Raw genomic sequence first — 17,087 nt, 5'->3', positions numbered from 1 at the left:
AACACTCAGTGCTGCGGTGACGAGTTAGCAGTGCAGGGGGTTATAGAGGGATGGCTGAAGGCACTGGGACAGGTACCCCGACGACGGGTGCGGCGACGACGGGCACCGTCCCGCCGGCGGAACCACCAGCGGTGACACCGGCGGTGACGACGACGTCGGCGACCGTGCCGATCACGGCTGAGCAGCTGGCAGCGGCGAAACCCGCCCTCCAGCAGCAGATGCTGGTGGACAAGGCGGAGGCGAGCCACGCCGCGGCGAAGCTCGACGAGGCGGCGGACCGGGGGAGTCTGACCCTCGACGTCGAGTCGGCCGACGCGTTGATCAAGGCGGTCGAGGCTGCGCGCGACCAGGTCATGGACCTGTGGAAGCGCGCGACCGACCAGCTGGCCACACCGCTGCAGCTGGGTGAGAACCCGGTCGCGAAGGCGATCAGCGCGCGGTTCTCCGACCTGGCGGTCGGCGAGGACTCGGGCGCCGCGAAGGCGTTGCTCGACCTCTTCAAGGTCCTCGACGACATCAGCAACGCCCTGCGCCGCAACCGCGACACCATTCGCGACGCCGACGAAGAAGCCGAGAAGTCGATGAAGAACACCGGGGGGTCCTGGTGAGTCACGGATCGCACGACAACAAGGGCAACGGCGACAAGGACAACAAGTCGTCGCACCACAACGATGACAAGTACGACCGGAACGACCTGCACGAGCCGGTCGACTGGATGACGTACAGCCACGAGCAGCTCTACAACATGGTGCACACGGGCGTGAACCTCGCCGGTGCCCAGGCCGCGGCCACGAACTGGCAGAAGATCGGCGAGGACATCGCCAGCGTGCGCACGAGCCTGCTCAAGGCCGTCGAGGACTCCTCGGTCGGCTGGGACAGCGACTCGGCCAGGCTCGCCCGCGGTGGCATCACCGACGTGACCAACTGGGTCGACGACACCGCGAACTACGCGACGAAGGTCTCGGCCGCGATCACGACCGAGACGAACAACGTCGAGGCCGCGCGTGCCGCGATGCCGCCGCCTCCCAAGGCCCCCGAACCGCCGGTGCCCACGGACGCGGCGCTGCCGCCCAGGCCGGTGCTGCAGGACCGGCTGGTCCAGGTCGACCAGGTCGACGGGTTCGCCTCGGCGAGCCTGCGCGACCGCGTGGTCGCGCAGAACCCCGGTGAGTTCGCGGGCTTCGAGGCCATCGGCACCAGCCCCGTCGACACCCTCGCGGCCAACGACGCCTCGCACCGCCGCGCGGCGGACGTGATGGCGGCGTTCCAGCGCAACTCGGCCGCGGTCGACCAGACCGTGCCCTCGCAGTTCACGCCTCCGGTCAACCCGATCAACCCGACACCGACCGTTCCCGACCTCACCGGCGGTCGCACGCCGGGCGCGCCCATCGACGGCGGTGCCGGTGGTGGCGCGGCCGCTCCCGTCACGACCACCCCGCAGAACCAGAACCGCGGCACCACGAACACGTCCTCGCGCTTCGGCGGAGGCGGTGGCCGTGGCGGCGCAGGCGGGGGCGGTGGCTTCGGCGGCGGCATGGCCCGTCCGTTCGGCTCCAACTCCGGAAACCAGGGGGCTGCCGGAGGCTCCGGCGCCGGTGGTGCCCTGTCCGGTGGTGGCTCGGCCGGTGTCAGCGAGGGCGCACGCGGTGGTGGCGCTGGTGGCGCCGCGGCCGCCGCCTCGGCCGCACCCGGCAACACGACCAAGGCGTTCCAGAACCCGCTCGCGATGGGCGGCGCGCCGATGGCCGGTGCCCCCGCGGCCGGCGGCCAGAACGACTCCAAGGAACACAAGGCGGCGAGCTACCTGGAAGAGGACGACAACGTCTTCGGCCTGGACCGCAAGGCGGCCCCGCCGGTGATCGGTCAGTGAGAGAACGCCAGTTCACGGTGAGCTCGCAGGAGTTCTTCCTGCTGTGGCAGGCCGTGCACGGCGAGGACCGCGTCGTGCCGCTCGGAACGCCCCACGTCGGGGCCACCCGAGCGGCGCGGCAGGCCCTCGTGGAGGAGAGCTCGCGCACGCTGCAGGCTCGCCGGCTGGGCACCGTCCAGCGTCCGGACCCGGACCTGAGGGCGCTGGTCAGCGGCCTCGGCGAGTTCGACCGCGCGTTGGAGATCGCGTACTTCAAGGGAACCGAACTGGCCCGCGGCATCGCCTGCGCGGGCTGGGGCGGTGCCTTCGGTGCCCGCGTCAACGGCGAGGTGCACCTCTACCCGTTCCACCCGACGTCGCTGGCCTCGGCCACGGTGTCAGCGTTGCCAGGCCTCGCGCCGGGCACGGGCCGCGCCGTGAACGTGCGCTGGGACGACTACGTCCGCGCAGGTCAGGCCGGTGAGCAGGACGGCAAGCAGGCGTTCCTGGAGGTGCTGCGCGACGCGGGCATCCGCGAGCCGGAGGCGCACAACCTGATGCGGATCGTCACGTCCCGCATCGGCGGCGGCGAGCTGGGCCTGACCGCCCGCAACCGCGACGGCGTGCCGCGTCCGACCGGACGTTCGGTCTCGTGGCTCGACACCCGCGAGGGCCGCTACCTCCTGCGCCGGCAGGACGGCTGGCTGGTGCTCGCCCCGGCCGACGCCTCCCGCCTGACCAGCGCCGTCGACGAGCTGATCGCGGCGGGATAGTTCCACATCGGCGGCCTACCGCAAGTCCGCCAATCACACATGGACGTGGGGTTGTGCCTCGGTTAGACATGGGGCATGACCGACACCGACGTCGAACTGCTGTGGCGCCCGGACCCCACGAGGGACAACGGGATGACCGCTTTCCGCTCGTGGCTGGCAGGCCGCGGGCACGACCTCCCCGACTACGAGTCGCTGTGGGAGTGGTCAGTCTCGGACCTCGAGGGGTTCTGGGGCGCCATTGCTTCGTACTTCGACGTTCGGTTCCACACGCCTTATGAGCGCGTCTTGGGCTCCACGGAGATGCCCGGCGCCGAGTGGTTCCCGGGTTCTTCCCTGAACTACGCCGAGCACGCCCTCCGCCGCGGCGGCGACGACGACCTCGCCGTGATCTTCCATCGCGAAGACGGCGTCGCTTCTTCTTTGACCTTCGGCGCGCTGCGCACGCGCGTGGCCGCTTTCCGGGCCGCATTGGCCTCTCTGGGCGTCTCTCGGGGCGACCGGGTGGTGGCACTGGTCCCCAACGCCCCCGAGGCCCTCATCGCGTTCCTGGCGGCCGCCTCGCTGGGCGCCACGTGGTCGTCGTGCTCCCCGGACTTCGGCGCCCGCGCCGTGGCCGACCGCTTCACCCAGATCGAGCCGGCGGTGTTCGTCGCCGTCTCCGGCTACGTCTACAACGGACGGTCGTTCGACTGCCGCCCGGTCGTCGAGGAGATCCGCGCGCAACTGCCCGGCCTGCGCGCCACGGTCCTGATCGACTACCTGGACAACGGCTCCTCGCTGCCGGACACGCACTCGTTCACGGAACTCGTGAGCTCCTTCGAGGGCGCCGCGCTGGAGTTCACGCCGGTGCCGTTCGACCACCCGCTGTGGGTGCTCTACTCGTCCGGCACCACGGGCCTGCCCAAGGGCATCGTCCAGGGCCACGGCGGCATCGTGCTGGAACACCTCAAGATGCTCGGCCTGCACAGCGACCTCGGCCCGGGCGACCGCTTCTTCTGGTTCACCACCACCGGCTGGATGATGTGGAACTACCTGGTGGGCGCCCTCATGGTCGGCACCACCATCGTCCTGTACGACGGCAGCCCGGCGTACCCGTCGCTGAACACGTTGTGGCACTTGGCCGAACAGCACCGCGTGACCTACTTCGGCACCTCGGCCCCGTACGTCCAGTCGTGCCTGAAGGAGGGCCTCGACCCGTCGTCCCGTCACGACCTGACGGGCCTGCGCGTGGTCGGCTCGACCGGCGCACCCCTGAGCCCGGAAGGCTTCCGCTGGATCGCCTCGGCCGTCGGCAAGGACGTCCAGATCGCCTCGGTCTCCGGCGGCACCGACCTCTGCACCGCCTTCGTGGCAGCGTCCCCGGACCGCCCGGTCTGGCTGGGCGAGCTCTCCTGCCGGGCCCTCGGCGCCGCGGTCTTCGCCTACGACGAAGCCGGCGGGGTCCTGGAAGACGCGGTAGGCGAACTGGTCATCACCAAGCCGATGCCGTCCATGCCGGTCTTCTTCTGGGGCGACGAGGACGGCGCGAAGCTCCGCGACGCGTACTTCGACACATATCCCGGAATCTGGCGCCACGGCGACTGGATCCGCATCACCCCGCGAGGCTCGGCGGTGATCTACGGCCGCTCCGACTCGACCCTGAACCGGGGCGGCGTCCGCATGGGCACCTCGGAGTTCTACCGCGTCGTCGAGTCCGTCGAGGGCGTCGTCGACTCCCTGGTGATCGACACCTCGGGCGCCACGGAGGGCGAACTGCTCTGCTTCGTGGTCCTCGACGGCGTCACCCTCGCGGACGTGGAACCGTTGCTGCGCCGCGAACTGAGGGCCTCCCTGTCCCCGCGCCACGTCCCGAACCGCTTCGTGGCCGTGACCGAGATCCCGCGCACCCTGAACGGCAAGAAGTGCGAGGTGCCGGTCAAGAAGATCCTCGCCGGCATGGACCCGGACCGAGCCGTCAGCCGAGGCGCGCTCCGCAATCCCGAGTCCCTGCAACCGTTCCTGGAACTCGCCTCGGAATGATCTAGGTCACTCCGCACGAGCCGACCAGGCGTTTCGCGCCCCTCTCGGGCCCTTTGAACGTGCTCTGACCAGCGCGTTCGGGGTTTCGAGGGGGGCGTTTTGCAACTCGGATGACGACGTGTGTAACCTATGTCCCGTGGCCGAGGATGGTCCCGGGAGGCTTCGCCTAGTCTGGTCTATGGCGCCGCACTGCTAATGCGGTTTGGGGTAACCCCCCATCCCGGGTTCAAATCCCGGAGCCTCCGCAAGGCCGAGCCTCTAGGGGATCGGTTATAATTGAATAGCTCGCGCTCGTAGCTCAACGGATAGAGCATCTGACTACGGATCAGAAGGTTGCAGGTTCGAATCCTGCCGAGCGCACCAAGCAAGCCCCAGCTGGACTTCGGTCCGCTGGGGCTTTGTTTTGCGTTGGCGCGGCTCATCCAGTTGTGGCCATCCCATGGACGCTTCAACCTCGCCCCACACCACGGGTACCGGTGGTTCGAAAAGGCCTTGATCCTCCGGGCGAAGATGTCCTCATGGCACCTTGCTTCGACATTTACGTCCGGCTGCCGGTGCTGCACCGCCCTGACGTGGAGCGGTTCCTCGAAAACCACGTCTCCGCCTGGCACGAGCCGGCCACGTGGCTGTCCGAGGACGCCGCCGAGATCCTGGAGTCCGGTCTCTCGGGTTCGCAGCCCGGCGAGGTGCTCTGCACGTACAGAGGACTTCACCGCGCAGACCTCGAACGCGTGATGCTCGCCTTCCCGCGCGACGGTGGGGTTGTGCTGGGAGTGTCCGTCGACCACGAGCAGGACGACGCCATCTCGGAGGCCGAGCGATGGCTGGGGCTTCTGCTGGAGGAGACCGGGGCACCGCAGGGGTTCGTCCAGGCGGAGGAGCCGCCGCCGTTGTCCGAGGCCGAGTGGCAGGACGCGATGGGACGGGCGTTCCGCCGGGGTGTCGGAGGGTGACGCGCTCCAGGCCGAGTGGCGGCGTGGAGCAGCGGGCGCTCAGCGCTGGGCGACCCCGTCGAGGCGCAGGAACCCGGCTTCGTGCAGCCGGCGGGTGGCGGCGTCGTCGATGCTGATCCTGCTGAGCGAGCCGACGGCCGCCCCGGCGGCGACGAAGGCGGCGATCAGCAAGGGGAACAGCAGGGTGCGCACGAGCATGGCCCAGCAGGCCGCGAAGCCGATCCGGCCGCCGTCGTGGACGCGCACGAGCCGGGTTCCGGTGAGCACCGCGCCCAGCGCGCGGCCGTTGCCGAAGAACAGGCCGTAGACGAGCGGCGCGCAGGCCAGCATTCCGAGCATCGTCAGGGTGGTCACGTTGTCCGAGGTCCCGCTGTCGCGGAACGCGAGCACGAACACGACGAAGCCGGTGAACGCGATGAGGAGGTAGGCGACGAAGTCCACGACCCACGCCAGCAGCCGCGCCAGCACGCCGGCGGTGACGTACAGGGTGCCGTCGTCGAACGTGTCGAGCCGGCTCGCGAACCTCGTGCCGAAGGCGTGTCCGACGTGCTCCTTGGCGACCTCCAACCGGGTCGGCCGGCTGAAGTCGGTGCCAGTCATGATCCAAAGGTAGCCGACCCGTGCCGTCGGCGATGTGGGTCGATCAACCCGTTGACGGCACCGGAAATCCTGTGCTCGGTGGTGTCGGAAGGTGACGCACGCGGCAGCAACGGGCAGAGTGGCGGCGTGGAGCAGCGGGAGATCATGCAGCGGGCGCTCGGCGTCCTCACGCTCACCTACGACGGCGCCGGGTCCAACGACTACCTGCGGATGGCGCTCAAGTCGTTGCAGGAGGGCGTGTTCAGCTACGAGGTCAAGGTCGACGGCGAGCTGAACGAGGCCGGTCAGCAGGCCCTCAAGCAGGCCATGGACCAGGTGTTGTCGCAGTTCGGCTGGTTCACGGCGGGGCTGCTCTACGCCTTCCACGGCGTCGCGCAGGCCTACGAGAACGACTACGAGGAAGCCGACGTGCAGGAGGTCCTGCGGCAGCTCGCGATCAGGCTCGCCGACTGACCAGCTCGGCGCGGACGCCGTCGGAGAACGGCGTCCACGCCTCGACCGCCCACGGGCCGAAGCGCAGGTCCGTCAGGGCCACGCACGCGGACGAGATCTCCGGGTCGACCCACAGGAACGTGCCGGACTGCCCGAAGTGACCGAAGGTCCGGGGCGAGAACGACAGGCCCGTCCAGTGCGGTGACTTCGAGTCGCGGATCTCGAAACCGAGGCCCCAGTCGTTCGGCTTCTGCATTCCGTAACCGGGCAGCACGCCGTTCAGGCCCTCGAAGACGACCGACGTCGCCTCGCTCACCAACGCGGCCGAAACCAGCCGCGGGGACAGCAGCTCCGAAGCGAAAAGTGCCAGGTCAGCGGCACACGACTCGGCTCCGGCGCCGGCCGAGCCGGTCAAAGAAGAAGAACTCATCCCCAACGGCGCGAAAACGGCCTCGTGCAGATAGGTCGCGAACGGCATCTCGCAGGCCTCGCCCACGAAGGAAGCCAGCACGTCGAAACCGGCGTTCGAATAGATCCGCCGGGTGCCGGGGGCGGCCTGCACCTCGGGCTTGTCGAACGCGTAGCCGGCGGTGTGCGAGATCAGGTGGCGCACGGTCGAGCCGGGAGGACCGGCCGGCTGGTCCCACTCCACCGCGCCCTCCTCGACGGCCACCAGCACGGCGTACGAGGTCAGCAGCTTCGTGACGGACGCGAGTGGGAACACGCGCTGTTGATCGCCCAGCGAACCTGCGACGGCACCGTCGGCGACGACGGCCACCGCCACGTTCTCGACAGGCCAGGACGCCGCTACTTCCACGCTCTGCATAGGACGCACGTTAACGTCAGGGGGTGACAGTCCGGGAACTGATCGTCCTGGGAACGGCCAGCCAGGTCCCGACCCGCCAGCGCAACCACAACGGCTATCTGCTCAGGTGGGACGGCGAGGGCTTCCTGTTCGACCCGGGCGACGGCAGCCAGCGGCAGCTCCTGCGATCGGGTGCCGCTGCGAGCGACATCACCCGGATCTGCATCACCCACTTCCACGGCGACCACTGCCTGGGCGTCCCCGGCATCGTTCAGAGACTCAGCCTGGACCGCGTCCCGCACACCGTCCACGCGCACTACCCGAAGTCGGGCGCCCACTTCTTCGAACGCCTCCGGTACGCCAGCGCCTTCTACGACGCCGCGGACATCAAGGAGGTGCCGGTCACCGGCGACGGCGAGGTCGCCAACGGGAAGTTCGGCCGGCTGGAGGCCTTCGAGCTCGACCACGGCATCGACAGCGTCGGCTACCGCCTGGTCGAGCCGGACGGCCACCGCATGCTCCCGGAGAAGCTCAGGGAACACGGCATCCAGGGCCCGCAGGTCCGCGTCCTGCAGGCCGAGGGCGAGCTCAACGGCGTGAGGCTGGAGGACGTCAGCGAGCCGCGCAAGGGCCAGCGGTTCGCGTTCGTCATGGACACGAGGCTCTGCGACAACGTCTTCGAGCTCGCCGACAACGCCGACATGCTCGTCATCGAGTCGACCTACCTCGCCCGCGACACCAAGCTCGCCGGCGACCACGGCCACCTCACCGCCCAGCAGGCCGCCCGCGTGGCGCAGGACTGCCGGGTCCGCAAGCTCGTGCTGACCCACTTCTCCCAGCGCTACGACGACCCGGCCGAGTTCCTCGCCGAGGCCGCCGCCGAGTTCGACGGCGAGATCGTCATCGCGAAGGACCTCGACCGAGTGCCGGTGCCGAAGCGAGCCACTGGTCCCTGACGATCTCCTCCAGCGCCGACGAACGGGGCTCCCAGCCCAGCGCTCGCAGCCGGGAGGCGTCGGCCCGCAGGGAACGGATCTCCCCGGCGTGGGCGGGCTTCCAGGACACGTCCACGGCCCGGCCGGTCACCTCGGCGACGGCGTCCAGCACGTCCCGGACCGAAGCGGCGGTGGCGCCGACGTTGTAGACCGACGACGTGCCCACGGAGCAGGCCTCCAGAGCCACGACGAAAGCGGCGGCGACGTCCCGCACGTGCACGAAGTCGCGCACGGCCGACCCGTCGCCGTAGACCTCCATCCCCGGCACGGTCCCGGCGGCGCACGCCACGGCCCGCGTGATCACCCGACTGGTGTCGGTGTCACCACCTCCAGCGACATTGAACAAACGGAGAGTGGTCGCGCCGATCCGCCCGGACCTCGCGGTCCACGCCACGAGGTCCTCCGCGGCGGCCTTCGAGGCGGCGTAGGGGGAGGAGGGCTCCCGGGCCGAGTCCTCGGTCAGGAGGGCGTCCGAAGGGCGGTACACGGTCCCAGTCGAGGCCAGCAGGAATCGTTGGCCTTCAAGGGCATTGAGCAGATTCAGCGTCCCGCCCACGTTGGTCTCGTAGTACGGGAGCGGATCGAGGAACGACTCCCGGACACGCGCCGCGGCGGCCAGGTGGATGACGGCGTCCACATCGGCCGACTCGAACGGCTCCGAGAGGCGTTGACGGAACGGAACAGGTTCATGACCATGAACCTGCAGCTCACGCACTACGGCACGACCTACGTACCCAGTGGCGCCGGTCACCAGAACTCGCACGAGATAACCCTAAAGGTCGACGCGGACTGCGCCGATAACACACGAGTGAGTTACCCCCATCGCGCTGTGCACACGAGCATCGCCGGACTCCTGCACGATCACGCCGTGCACGAGTTCAAGCGGCAGGAGTTCCTGCGCAACGTGGCTGAGATCGTGGGAGCCGCACCCGCAGCCCAGCCCGCCGAGATCACGGCGCCGTTGCCCTCGATCAACCCGAAGCGCAGCTTCCTCAACCGCGTCGACCAGGTCCTCCGGGACGCGGCACGCTCGCTCTGAGCAGCGAGATCATCGTCAGATCCACTCGCGAGCGGGCTTGAGCCGACAGGCCCGCCGCAAGATTCATCCGGCCGTTGCCGGACCGTGCTTCGACACACATACCGGGTGGCTCTACGCTACGCGCTACCCGGCACTCGCCGGTCACGTCCTCCGCTTCTCTTAAGCGAGTTTTCGGCGATGAATCATGTCCTCTCAGCGCTCAACGAGCGCCTCGGCAAGTTGTTCGGTGACCGGCTCGTCGTTCTGGCCGGTGGTACCCGTCTGGCGAAGCGCGCGCATGAGCTCCATGCGCTCGGTGCTCGCCATACGCTCGTGCTCGATACCGACGATCACGCGCCGCTGCATGATTCGCAGATCGCCCGCTGGGTCTCGCTGGGCATCAAGGGCAGCCTCGTCGCCGTCGAGCAGCGCCGTCTCGGCAAGCTGCTGACCAAGCCGGGCGCCGAGGTCAAGGCGATCCTGGGCGAGTTCGACGCGCAGCGCGAGGCCGTCGTGATCAGCACGCCCTACAACGAGATCAGCGAGTTCCAGGGCCGTCCCGTGATCAACGCGCGCGAGCACGACTGGGTCACCCTGGAGAACAAGACCACCATCGACGCGCTCTGGGACGAGCTCAGCGCCCGCCGTGCGCCCGCGATGGTGTTCGACCTCGACTTCGAACGTCTCTGGGGCGCCTCGGAGATCCTGGACCGCGGCGCGGGCGTCGTCTGGTCCGGTGACGGCCCGGCGATCAACGGCGGTGCCAACTTCGTGCGCCGCGTGCGGTCGTACGAGGAGGCCAAGGAGGCGTTCGACGTGCTGGCGCCCAAGTGCGACCAGGTCCGCGTCATGCCGTTCCTCGAAGGCATCCCGGTCAGCGTGCACGGCATCGTCTTCCCGGACGGCACCGCGGTGCTCCGTCCGATCGAGATGGTCGTGCCGCGCCGCCAGGGCCAGGCCAAGTTCCTCTACGCGGGCTGCGCGTCGTACTACGACCCGCCCGTGTGGATCCGCGACGAGATGCGCAACCTGGCCCGCCGCGTCGGCGAGCACCTGCGCGGCACCGTCGGCTACCGCGGCACCTTCACGCTGGACGGCATCGCGACCGAGGACGGCTTCCTGCCGACCGAGATCAACACCCGCTACGGCGGCGCGATGGTGTGCTTCGAGGACGCCGTCCCGACGCTGCCGCTCGCGCTGGTCCAGGTCGCGCTCGTCGCGGGCTGGGACCTGGGCATCTCCTCGATGGAGTTCGAGGAGCTCGTCCTGCAGGCCGCGGACAACCACCGCGCCGGTGCCGTGGGCGCCAACGTGCGGGCCGTGCAGCCGACCGAGGTCGACGAGCGCCGCGTGATCTTCACGGGCTGGGCCTGCCGTCTCGCGCACGCCGACGAGGCCGCGCACGCCACGCTGCGGCTGAGCCCGTCGCCGATCGGCGGCAGGCTCGACCTCGACCTGCACCGCGAGAACATGCCCGTGGGCGCTCCGGTGGCCGCGCTGACGGTCGCCGCGTTCGCGCTGGCGGACCAGGAGTGGGGGACGGGCCTCGGCGCCCTCGAACCCGCCATCGCGGTCGAGGACGAGGTCCAGGTCGAGCAGGGCATCGAAGAGGCCGTGACCGCGTAGGAACGCTTACCAGGCGCCCTCATCGCCGTACGCGGAGATGAGGGCGGACCGGTAGCCCATCAGGGCGGCGGCGACCTCGCGCGGCTGGTGCACCGGCCGCACGAGCCCCTCGCCCAGCACCTTCGGCAGGTCCACGCCCAGTGACTCGGGCGAGTCCCTCAGCAGCGCCACCGCGATCTCGGCGGCGTCCGCGAGCATCTCCTCGCCCGGCAGGTCGACCATGTCGTTCATCAGCCCGCCGACGAACGACGGCAGCTTCTCGGGCACCGCGCAGGCCAGCGCGACCAGGCACGCGACCCGTTCGGACGCGAGCGCCTCGAAGATCTTCGGCGCGCCCTGGGCGACGGCGTGCCGGGTCTGCGTCAGCCAGTCCGGCGCGGTTCTCGGCAGTTCCCGGCCCAGCGCGTTCCACCTGCGGTGCGTGCGCCGTCCGTCCTCGGTGAACCCCTTGCCCGCCAACGCCATGGCGGCCAGCAGGAAGATCACCCGGTCCCGCACGTCGCCGGCGACCTTGTAGGACGCCCCCAGCTCCACCAGGAACGGCACGACGCAGAAAGAGGCCTCGGACACCGTGTCGTCGGTCAGAACACGCTCAGCGAGCTGTGAGAGCGCGGTCTGCCGCACGTCCTCGCTGGGGTCCATCAGGGAGCGCAGCAGACGGGGCACGCGACCGGCGCCACCCCGGCCGTCGTAGACCTCGGTCCAGGAAATCCTGTCGAGTCCGCGCAACGGGTCAGGCCGTTGCCAGGCACGCGGCAGCTCCATAGGCGGGAAAGGTACGGGATGTCAGGGAAAGGTCCTCGGCGCCTCGCCCGTACGATCTCGCCGTGTCCTTCTCGGTAGCCGACATCTTCTCGGGTGCGGGCGGCATGAGCTACGGCTTCCACGCCCACCGCGACTTCCGGGTCGTCGGTGCCGCCGACGCCCAGATCGGCAAGCCGAGCTCGAAGCTCGGTTCGTTGCGCTGCAACGACACCTATCGCGTGAACATCGGCGTCGACCCGCTGGAGGTCGACCTCGGCCGGGTCTCGCCGTCGGCGTTGCGCGAGGTCTGGGGCCTCAAGCGCGGCGAACTGGACGTGCTGCTCGCGTGCCCGCCGTGTTCGGGCTTCAGCCGGATCACCTCCCAGAACCACCTGCGCGACGACCCGCGGAACTCGCTGGTCGGCCGGATCGCGGTGTACGCGGAGGAGCTGCGGCCGAAGGTCGTGCTGATGGAGAACGCCCGCGAGCTCGTCAAGGGCAAGCAGCGCCACCACTTCGACAGCCTCGCCGAGGAGCTCACCCGAATCGGGTACTCCGTCTGGGGTGGCACGCACATGCTGTCCCGGTTCGGCCTCCCGCAGCTGCGCGAGCGGACGTTGATGGTGGCGGTCGACGGCGGGTTGCCGCTGCTCACGCTGGACGACCTGTGGGCGGGCCGGGTGATCCGCCCGTCCGCGATCACGGTCCGGCGCGCGATCGGCAAGCTCCCGGTCGTGGGCGCCGGCGTCGCGGACGCCGAAGACCCGATTCACGTCTCGCCGACCTTTTCCCAGGGCCGCAGTCTCGAAAGAATGCGTGCGATTCCTGCGAATGGCGGATCGTGGGCCGACCTGCTCAGGACGCCGGAGACCGCGGAGTTGTTGAATCCGGCACAACGCAAGATCGTCGAAGAGCAGAACTGGGGTTCACACCCCGATGTCTACGGCCGCATGTGGTGGGACGAACCGGCGCGAACGATCAAGCGGGAATGCGGCCACGTCGGCAACGGGCGTTACGCCCATCCCGTCCAGCACCGCCTGTGCACGGTCCGCGAGATGGCGCTGCTGCAAGGGTTTCCGCGCCAGTTCCGCTTCGACGTCTCGATTCTCGGGAACGCGTACCGGCACGTGGGCGACGCCGTTCCGCCGTTGATCGCCTACCAGCTGGCCGGGTTGACCAGGTGGATTCTCACCGGCGACCGCCCGGAGGCCAGGGAGATGTGCCTGCGGGGCACCTCGCTGCGTCCGGGCGACATTCGTCCCGCAGAAGTTACCGAAATGGTGGCCTAGGTCGCTGAACCGAAGGTGTCGATCATCCGTAGCGAAACGCGGCGATTGATAACTGTTCGGCAACAGATTTAACGTCACCTGACGGAATGAATGCATCGCAGGCCTATCCACTGTGGACACCCTGAGTGTGTTTGCGCTGGTCACGCATAGTGGGTGATGGGGTCCTTACCTCACTCATACGTGTGTCACCCCATCGGCTAACGTCCCGCTCGCTTCCTGTCGGTTCAGTGTCGATGACGACGTGCCGACCGTCCGACGGATGACTGACTTCCCGCCGCGTTCGGGCCAACTTCAGTGAGCAAGAGGAGACCCATGGCTTCCCGGTTCAGGATCGGTACGGCGCTGCTCGGCGCCTCCGCCATCCTCGCGTTGTCGGCCCTTCCGGCCCACGCCGACGTCAAGATCACTCCGGACCGCGGTGGCCAGGAGCAGGGCCACAACGTCTGGCTCAAGGACGGCGACAAGTCCCAGAAGCAGGACACCTGGGTCATCAAGCTCCGCATCGAGGACGACGAGAACCGCTCCAACGTCCTCGCGTACTGCGTCGAGCTGCCGACCCCGCTCGAGGACGGCGACGTCCTCAAGGAGGTGCCGTGGGACAAGCACCCCAACCCCAACACCAAGTTCAAGGGTGACAACCCCGGCAAGGTCCTCTGGATCCTGAACCGGTCCTACCCGAACAAGTCGGTCAACGACATCAAGAAGACGTTCGGCATCGACAAGCTCGACAAGCAGGACGTCATCGCCGCCACGCAGGCCGCGCTCTGGCACTTCTCGGACAACGCCGAGCTCGACGTCGACAACAAGAAGAACGACGCCGAGGTTGTCGCGCTGTACAAGAAGTTCGTCGCCGACGCCAAGGTCGAGGACGCGCCGAAGCCGACCCTGACCATCGACCCGGAGTCGAAGTCGGGCAAGCCGGGCGAGAAGATCGGCCCGTTCAAGGTCACGACCACGGCCACCGAGGTCAAGCTGACCGCGAACCTGCCCGAGGGCGTCACCGTCGTCGACGCGCAGGGCAACCCGCTCGTCGTCCAGCAGAAGGCTGACGGCGTCACGGTCAAGGGCACCGAGAACATCTCCGAGTTCTTCGTGAACGTCCCGGCCGGCGCGAAGGACGGCCAGGCCGACTTCAAGCTCTCCGCCGAGGCCGAGATCGCGCTGGGCCGCCTGTTCGTCGCGAGCAACAAGGACTCGAAGAACGTCGCGCAGTCGCTCGTCGTCGCGCAGCCGCAGAAGGCCAAGGTCGAGAAGCTCGGCAAGGCCGACTGGAAGGCCGGCGTCGTGCCGACCACCACCACGACGACCACGGCGACCACCACCACGACCACCACGGTGCCGGAGACCACTCCGTCCACCACCTCCTCCACCCCGGCCAACCCGGCTCCGGGTGGCGGCGAGGACGACCTCGCGTCGACCGGTGCGTCGATCCTGTGGCCGCTGCTCGGCGGTCTGGTCCTCGTCGGCGCCGGTGTCGGTGCGCTGTTCGTGGTCCGTCGCAAGAAGGCCGGCGCCTGATCTAGGTAGCTAGCCCCCCAGACGAACGCCCCCTGGTTCCGCGCCGGAGCAGGGGGCGTTTGCCTTGTCTGGAGGGGACTACCGGCGGGTGAAGCCCGCCACGTAGATGTCCCCGTCGGCGATCGCGACGTCCCTGTTGCTGGACGCCCCGGAGAAGATCGCGCGGGCCGGGTCGCGGAAGTTCTCCACGATCTCGACGCGCTGCACCGGCTTGGCCGTCGGGATGACGGTCTCCGGCGACCAGAAACGGCCCAGCCGCACCAGGTACGTGTTCACGTTCGGCTTGCCGTCCTCGGTGGCGTAGACGCGCCACGTGAACAGGTCGACCTTCTCGACCTCACGGGTGCGCAGGCCCCGTGCGACCTCCTTGGTCTCCCAGCCGCGACCGTTCCAAGTGGACAGGTAGTTGCGCAGCGGGCCGCCGGCCTCGTCACCGGAGAACCACAGCAGGAACGGCTGCCCCAGGGTCGTGCCCACCTGCTGGATGTAGTCAGGTGACTTCACGTTGTTCGGCAGGGTCAACGGGGTCTCCGCGACCTTCAGGTGCTTCTCCTGGTCGGCGTCGTCGATCTGGGTGCCCAGGTCCTTGCCGGACGCCGAGTAGAAGTGCCGGTTCTGCGGGTCGAACCACGCGTAGTAGATGTTGCGGTGGTAGCGGTCGTGCTTGTTGCCCTCGGGACCGCCGCCGGCGAGCGTGTAGACGATCCGCACGCGGCCGTTGTCCTCCTGGCGGAGCTGACCGATGTAGATCTCGTTCATGTTGTCCGCGCGGGCGGTCGAGCCGATCGCGAAGCGGTCCCCGGTCAGGTCCGTGGAGGTCTTCCACGTCTTGCCGTTGTCCTTGGACACCACGTAGAGCATCGGGCGCGTGTCCGTCGGCGTCGTGCCGTCGAGGTCACGCGTCGTCTCGCGGTAGAACACGTAGATCGTGCCGTCACGCGTGACGAACGGCATCGGGTACGTGGCCGCGTTCTTCGAGATCAGCGTCTCTTCCCAGACGCCGTCGGCCGAGTTGGGCTGCGGCGACCGGGACATGCGCAGTTCGATGTTGTGCATGCCGCGGAAGATGAGCAGGTGCCCGTCCCTGGCCTGGACCATGGTCGGGTAGTTGTGCGCGTCCGACGCACCGTCCGCGATCCGGTTGGGTGCGGACCACGTGGACTTGCGGTGGTCGTACGACTGGACGTAGCTGTCCTCGTACTGGCCGGCCCACGAGATGAACGTCTTGTTCACCTTCTTGTCGTAGACCCCACCAGCGACCGGGCGCCGGTCACTGCGGGCCGCGACGCTCGTGGCCGTGGTCGTCACCGTGAACTTCGCTTTCCCCTGAACGTCGGCCGTGGCGTTGGCCGAGGAGACAGCGACGAGCGGCAACAGCAGTACTGCGGACATAACTCCACGCAGGAGCCGTGTCATCGAGCATCCTCCTGGTTCTGACCGCAGAGGCGGCCGACCAGGCGGCGGTAGCGACATCCTCGTTTCACAGAGCCGACTTGTCCAGGCGCAGTTAGCGTGATCGCTGGCTATCAACACGCGGGGCCCACTCGGGTACCCTGCGTCAGGGACGAAGGAGCACCAGATGAACTTCGACGAGATCAAGAACAAGGCCCTGGACCTCGCTGAGCAGAACCACGAGAAGGTCGACCAGGGCATCGATGCCGCCGCCGACTTCGTCGCGGGCAAGTTCGGTCACGAACAGCAGGTCGACTCGGTCGCCGAGAAGATCAAGGACATCCTTCCAGGTGGATGAGTGAACTCCTTCAACGCCACTGACGCGGGGCGGGTCACCTCCACCGGAGAGACCCGCTCTCCTTCTGCCCGCCGGCCGGACATGATCACCTGGCAGGGCATCCACGAGCCGCGGCTCGAGCAGGTCCGTCTGCTCCTGTCGAGCGACCAACGCCTCCGCGCGTCGGGCCGTCTCGTCGCCGCCGGCCCCGACGAGCAGTTCAACGCCTCCTTCGAGGTGTCCGTGGGCGAGAGCGGCCAGGTCAACCGGCTACTCCTGCGCACGGCCACGGTCCTCGAGGAGCGCCAGTGCTCCCTGTCGCGGACCGAGGACGGCGCCTGGCTGGTGGACCACGGCCAGGGCAGCAAGCGCGAGACGTTCAACGACGCCCTCGACGTCGACGTCCAGTTCGCGGTGCTGTTCAACGCCATCCCGATCCGCAGGCTGGGGCTGCACCGGGAGCCGGGCGAGCACGCGCTGCCCGTCGTCCGCGTGTCCCTGCCGGACCTGTCGGTCAAGGCCGTCACCCAGACCTACAAGACCGTCTCCGTCGGGGACGAGGTCTCCGTGGTGCGGTTCAAGAGCGGCGGCTTCGAGCAGAACATCAAGGTCGACCCGAACGGCCTGGTGCTCGAGTACCCGTTGATCTCGAAGCGGATATAGAGCAGCTCCAAGAAGTACTTCCTTCGTGGCGAGTCGTGCCCAGACGATGGAAGAGCGGGTCGTGCGGTTCTAGC

19 protein-coding genes and 2 tRNA genes are annotated in these 17,087 nt (G+C 68.6%); 15 read left to right on the top strand and 6 right to left on the bottom strand.

Translation table 11 applies throughout. The features are described 5' to 3' along the window. Positions 1–50: 50 nt before the first annotated feature. The 7 genes from ACWF7A_RS10555 (at position 51) to ACWF7A_RS10525 (ending at position 5,594) form a co-directional block, all read left to right on the top strand. Complete coding sequence (locus tag ACWF7A_RS10555) at positions 51–608, top strand: hypothetical protein (protein WP_452250197.1); 558 nt, start codon at positions 51–53, stop codon at positions 606–608. Continuing rightward, positions 605–1,870, top strand: coding sequence for a PPE domain-containing protein (locus ACWF7A_RS10550; protein WP_452250196.1), 1,266 nt, complete (start codon positions 605–607; stop codon positions 1,868–1,870). Before ACWF7A_RS10555 ends, ACWF7A_RS10550 begins: the two co-directional genes overlap by 4 nt. Next, positions 1,867–2,622 carry an ESX secretion-associated protein EspG gene (locus tag ACWF7A_RS10545; protein ID WP_452250195.1) on the top strand — a complete coding sequence of 252 codons (756 nt, stop codon included), beginning with the start codon at positions 1,867–1,869 and terminating at the stop codon, positions 2,620–2,622. Before ACWF7A_RS10550 ends, ACWF7A_RS10545 begins: the two co-directional genes overlap by 4 nt. Positions 2,623–2,697: 75 nt before the next feature. Further along, on the top strand, positions 2,698–4,641 hold the full coding sequence (locus tag ACWF7A_RS10540; RefSeq protein ID WP_452250194.1) for an acetoacetate--CoA ligase: 1,944 nt from the start codon (positions 2,698–2,700) through the stop codon (positions 4,639–4,641). 155 nt (positions 4,642–4,796) lie between these two features. Beyond that, positions 4,797–4,886: transfer RNA gene (locus ACWF7A_RS10535), tRNA-Ser, on the top strand. Between the two features lie 42 nt (positions 4,887–4,928). Next, a tRNA-Arg gene (locus ACWF7A_RS10530) sits at positions 4,929–5,004 on the top strand. A gap of 155 nt (positions 5,005–5,159) precedes the next feature. Next, on the top strand, positions 5,160–5,594 hold the full coding sequence (locus ACWF7A_RS10525; protein WP_452250193.1) for a hypothetical protein: 435 nt from the start codon (positions 5,160–5,162) through the stop codon (positions 5,592–5,594). Positions 5,595–5,633: 39 nt separating this feature from the next. Here the strand turns inward: ACWF7A_RS10525 and ACWF7A_RS10520 are convergent, their stop codons facing one another. Next, on the bottom strand, positions 5,634–6,194 hold the full coding sequence (locus ACWF7A_RS10520) for an RDD family protein (protein ID WP_452250192.1): 561 nt from the start codon (positions 6,192–6,194) through the stop codon (positions 5,634–5,636). 126 nt (positions 6,195–6,320) lie between these two features. Here ACWF7A_RS10520 and ACWF7A_RS10515 point away from each other — a divergent pair, with 126 nt between their 5' ends. Then, on the top strand, positions 6,321–6,647 hold the full coding sequence (locus ACWF7A_RS10515) for a hypothetical protein (protein ID WP_143027745.1): 327 nt from the start codon (positions 6,321–6,323) through the stop codon (positions 6,645–6,647). On the opposite strand, the gene ACWF7A_RS10510 is transcribed toward ACWF7A_RS10515, so the two are convergent. Continuing rightward, the gene (locus tag ACWF7A_RS10510) at positions 6,631–7,452 is read right to left on the bottom strand and encodes a serine hydrolase domain-containing protein (RefSeq protein WP_452250191.1); all 822 of its coding nucleotides are present in this window, start codon (positions 7,450–7,452) and stop codon (positions 6,631–6,633) included. The genes ACWF7A_RS10515 and ACWF7A_RS10510 overlap by 17 nt on opposite strands. Before the next feature lie 23 nt (positions 7,453–7,475). Here ACWF7A_RS10510 and ACWF7A_RS10505 point away from each other — a divergent pair, with 23 nt between their 5' ends. Then, entirely contained in the window at positions 7,476–8,387 is a 912-nt protein-coding gene (locus ACWF7A_RS10505; protein WP_452250190.1) for a ribonuclease Z, read from the top strand. On the opposite strand, the gene ACWF7A_RS10500 is transcribed toward ACWF7A_RS10505, so the two are convergent. Beyond that, complete coding sequence (locus tag ACWF7A_RS10500) at positions 8,332–9,177, bottom strand: NAD-dependent epimerase/dehydratase family protein (RefSeq protein WP_452250652.1); 846 nt, start codon at positions 9,175–9,177, stop codon at positions 8,332–8,334. The genes ACWF7A_RS10505 and ACWF7A_RS10500 overlap by 56 nt on opposite strands. 78 nt (positions 9,178–9,255) lie before the next feature. Between ACWF7A_RS10500 and ACWF7A_RS10495 the strand changes: the two genes are divergently transcribed. Further along, a complete protein-coding gene (locus ACWF7A_RS10495; protein ID WP_452250189.1) occupies positions 9,256–9,465 on the top strand; it encodes a hypothetical protein in 210 nt (69 codons plus the stop codon). Positions 9,466–9,657: 192 nt separating this feature from the next. On the opposite strand, the gene ACWF7A_RS10490 is transcribed toward ACWF7A_RS10495, so the two are convergent. Further along, positions 9,658–9,798, bottom strand: a complete 141-nt coding sequence (locus tag ACWF7A_RS10490) for a hypothetical protein (RefSeq protein ID WP_452250188.1) — start codon at positions 9,796–9,798, stop codon at positions 9,658–9,660. On the opposite strand from ACWF7A_RS10490, the gene ACWF7A_RS10485 reads away from it, so the two are divergent. Continuing rightward, positions 9,778–11,070 (top strand): ATP-grasp domain-containing protein, encoded by a 1,293-nt coding sequence (locus ACWF7A_RS10485; protein WP_452250187.1) that lies wholly within the window; start codon positions 9,778–9,780, stop codon positions 11,068–11,070. The two genes, ACWF7A_RS10490 and ACWF7A_RS10485, sit on opposite strands and share 21 nt — an antisense overlap. A gap of 6 nt (positions 11,071–11,076) precedes the next feature. On the opposite strand, the gene ACWF7A_RS10480 is transcribed toward ACWF7A_RS10485, so the two are convergent. Then, entirely contained in the window at positions 11,077–11,835 is a 759-nt protein-coding gene (locus ACWF7A_RS10480; protein ID WP_452250186.1) for a hypothetical protein, read from the bottom strand. Positions 11,836–11,897: 62 nt separating this feature from the next. Between ACWF7A_RS10480 and ACWF7A_RS10475 the strand changes: the two genes are divergently transcribed. Next, entirely contained in the window at positions 11,898–13,103 is a 1,206-nt protein-coding gene (locus ACWF7A_RS10475; RefSeq protein ID WP_452250185.1) for a DNA cytosine methyltransferase, read from the top strand. A 312-nt stretch (positions 13,104–13,415) separates the two neighbouring features. After that, a complete protein-coding gene (locus tag ACWF7A_RS10470) occupies positions 13,416–14,621 on the top strand; it encodes a thioester domain-containing protein (RefSeq protein ID WP_452250184.1) in 1,206 nt (401 codons plus the stop codon). 78 nt (positions 14,622–14,699) lie between these two features. On the opposite strand, the gene ACWF7A_RS10465 is transcribed toward ACWF7A_RS10470, so the two are convergent. Then, positions 14,700–16,013: a BNR-4 repeat-containing protein gene (locus ACWF7A_RS10465; protein WP_452250183.1), complete on the bottom strand. Its 1,314-nt coding sequence runs from the start codon at positions 16,011–16,013 to the stop codon at positions 14,700–14,702. Positions 16,014–16,200: 187 nt separating this feature from the next. Here ACWF7A_RS10465 and ACWF7A_RS10460 point away from each other — a divergent pair, with 187 nt between their 5' ends. Next, on the top strand, positions 16,201–16,371 hold the full coding sequence (locus tag ACWF7A_RS10460) for an antitoxin (protein WP_090069691.1): 171 nt from the start codon (positions 16,201–16,203) through the stop codon (positions 16,369–16,371). Beyond that, positions 16,372–17,013, top strand: coding sequence for a putative glycolipid-binding domain-containing protein (locus tag ACWF7A_RS10455; protein ID WP_452250182.1), 642 nt, complete (start codon positions 16,372–16,374; stop codon positions 17,011–17,013). Positions 17,014–17,087: the final 74 nt, after the last annotated feature.

It is taken from the genome of Lentzea sp. NPDC055074, assembly GCF_053608005.1.
This window is presented reverse-complemented; position numbering and strand designations above follow the sequence as displayed.

What these genes read in the sequence shown, in the direction of transcription:
- ACWF7A_RS10555 (WP_452250197.1), top strand. Translation starts at nt 51, where the DNA reads ATGGCTGAAGGCACTGGGACAGGTACCCCGACGACGGGTGCGGCGACG.
- ACWF7A_RS10540 (WP_452250194.1), top strand. Translation starts at nt 2,698, where the DNA reads ATGACCGACACCGACGTCGAACTGCTGTGGCGCCCGGACCCCACGAGG.
- ACWF7A_RS10525 (WP_452250193.1), top strand. Translation starts at nt 5,160, where the DNA reads ATGGCACCTTGCTTCGACATTTACGTCCGGCTGCCGGTGCTGCACCGC.
- ACWF7A_RS10520 (WP_452250192.1), bottom strand. Translation starts at nt 6,194, where the DNA reads ATGACTGGCACCGACTTCAGCCGGCCGACCCGGTTGGAGGTCGCCAAG.
- ACWF7A_RS10510 (WP_452250191.1), bottom strand. Translation starts at nt 7,452, where the DNA reads ATGCAGAGCGTGGAAGTAGCGGCGTCCTGGCCTGTCGAGAACGTGGCG.
- ACWF7A_RS10480 (WP_452250186.1), bottom strand. Translation starts at nt 11,835, where the DNA reads ATGGAGCTGCCGCGTGCCTGGCAACGGCCTGACCCGTTGCGCGGACTC.
- ACWF7A_RS10470 (WP_452250184.1), top strand. Translation starts at nt 13,416, where the DNA reads ATGGCTTCCCGGTTCAGGATCGGTACGGCGCTGCTCGGCGCCTCCGCC.
- ACWF7A_RS10465 (WP_452250183.1), bottom strand. Translation starts at nt 16,013, where the DNA reads ATGTCCGCAGTACTGCTGTTGCCGCTCGTCGCTGTCTCCTCGGCCAAC.
- ACWF7A_RS10460 (WP_090069691.1), top strand. Translation starts at nt 16,201, where the DNA reads ATGAACTTCGACGAGATCAAGAACAAGGCCCTGGACCTCGCTGAGCAG.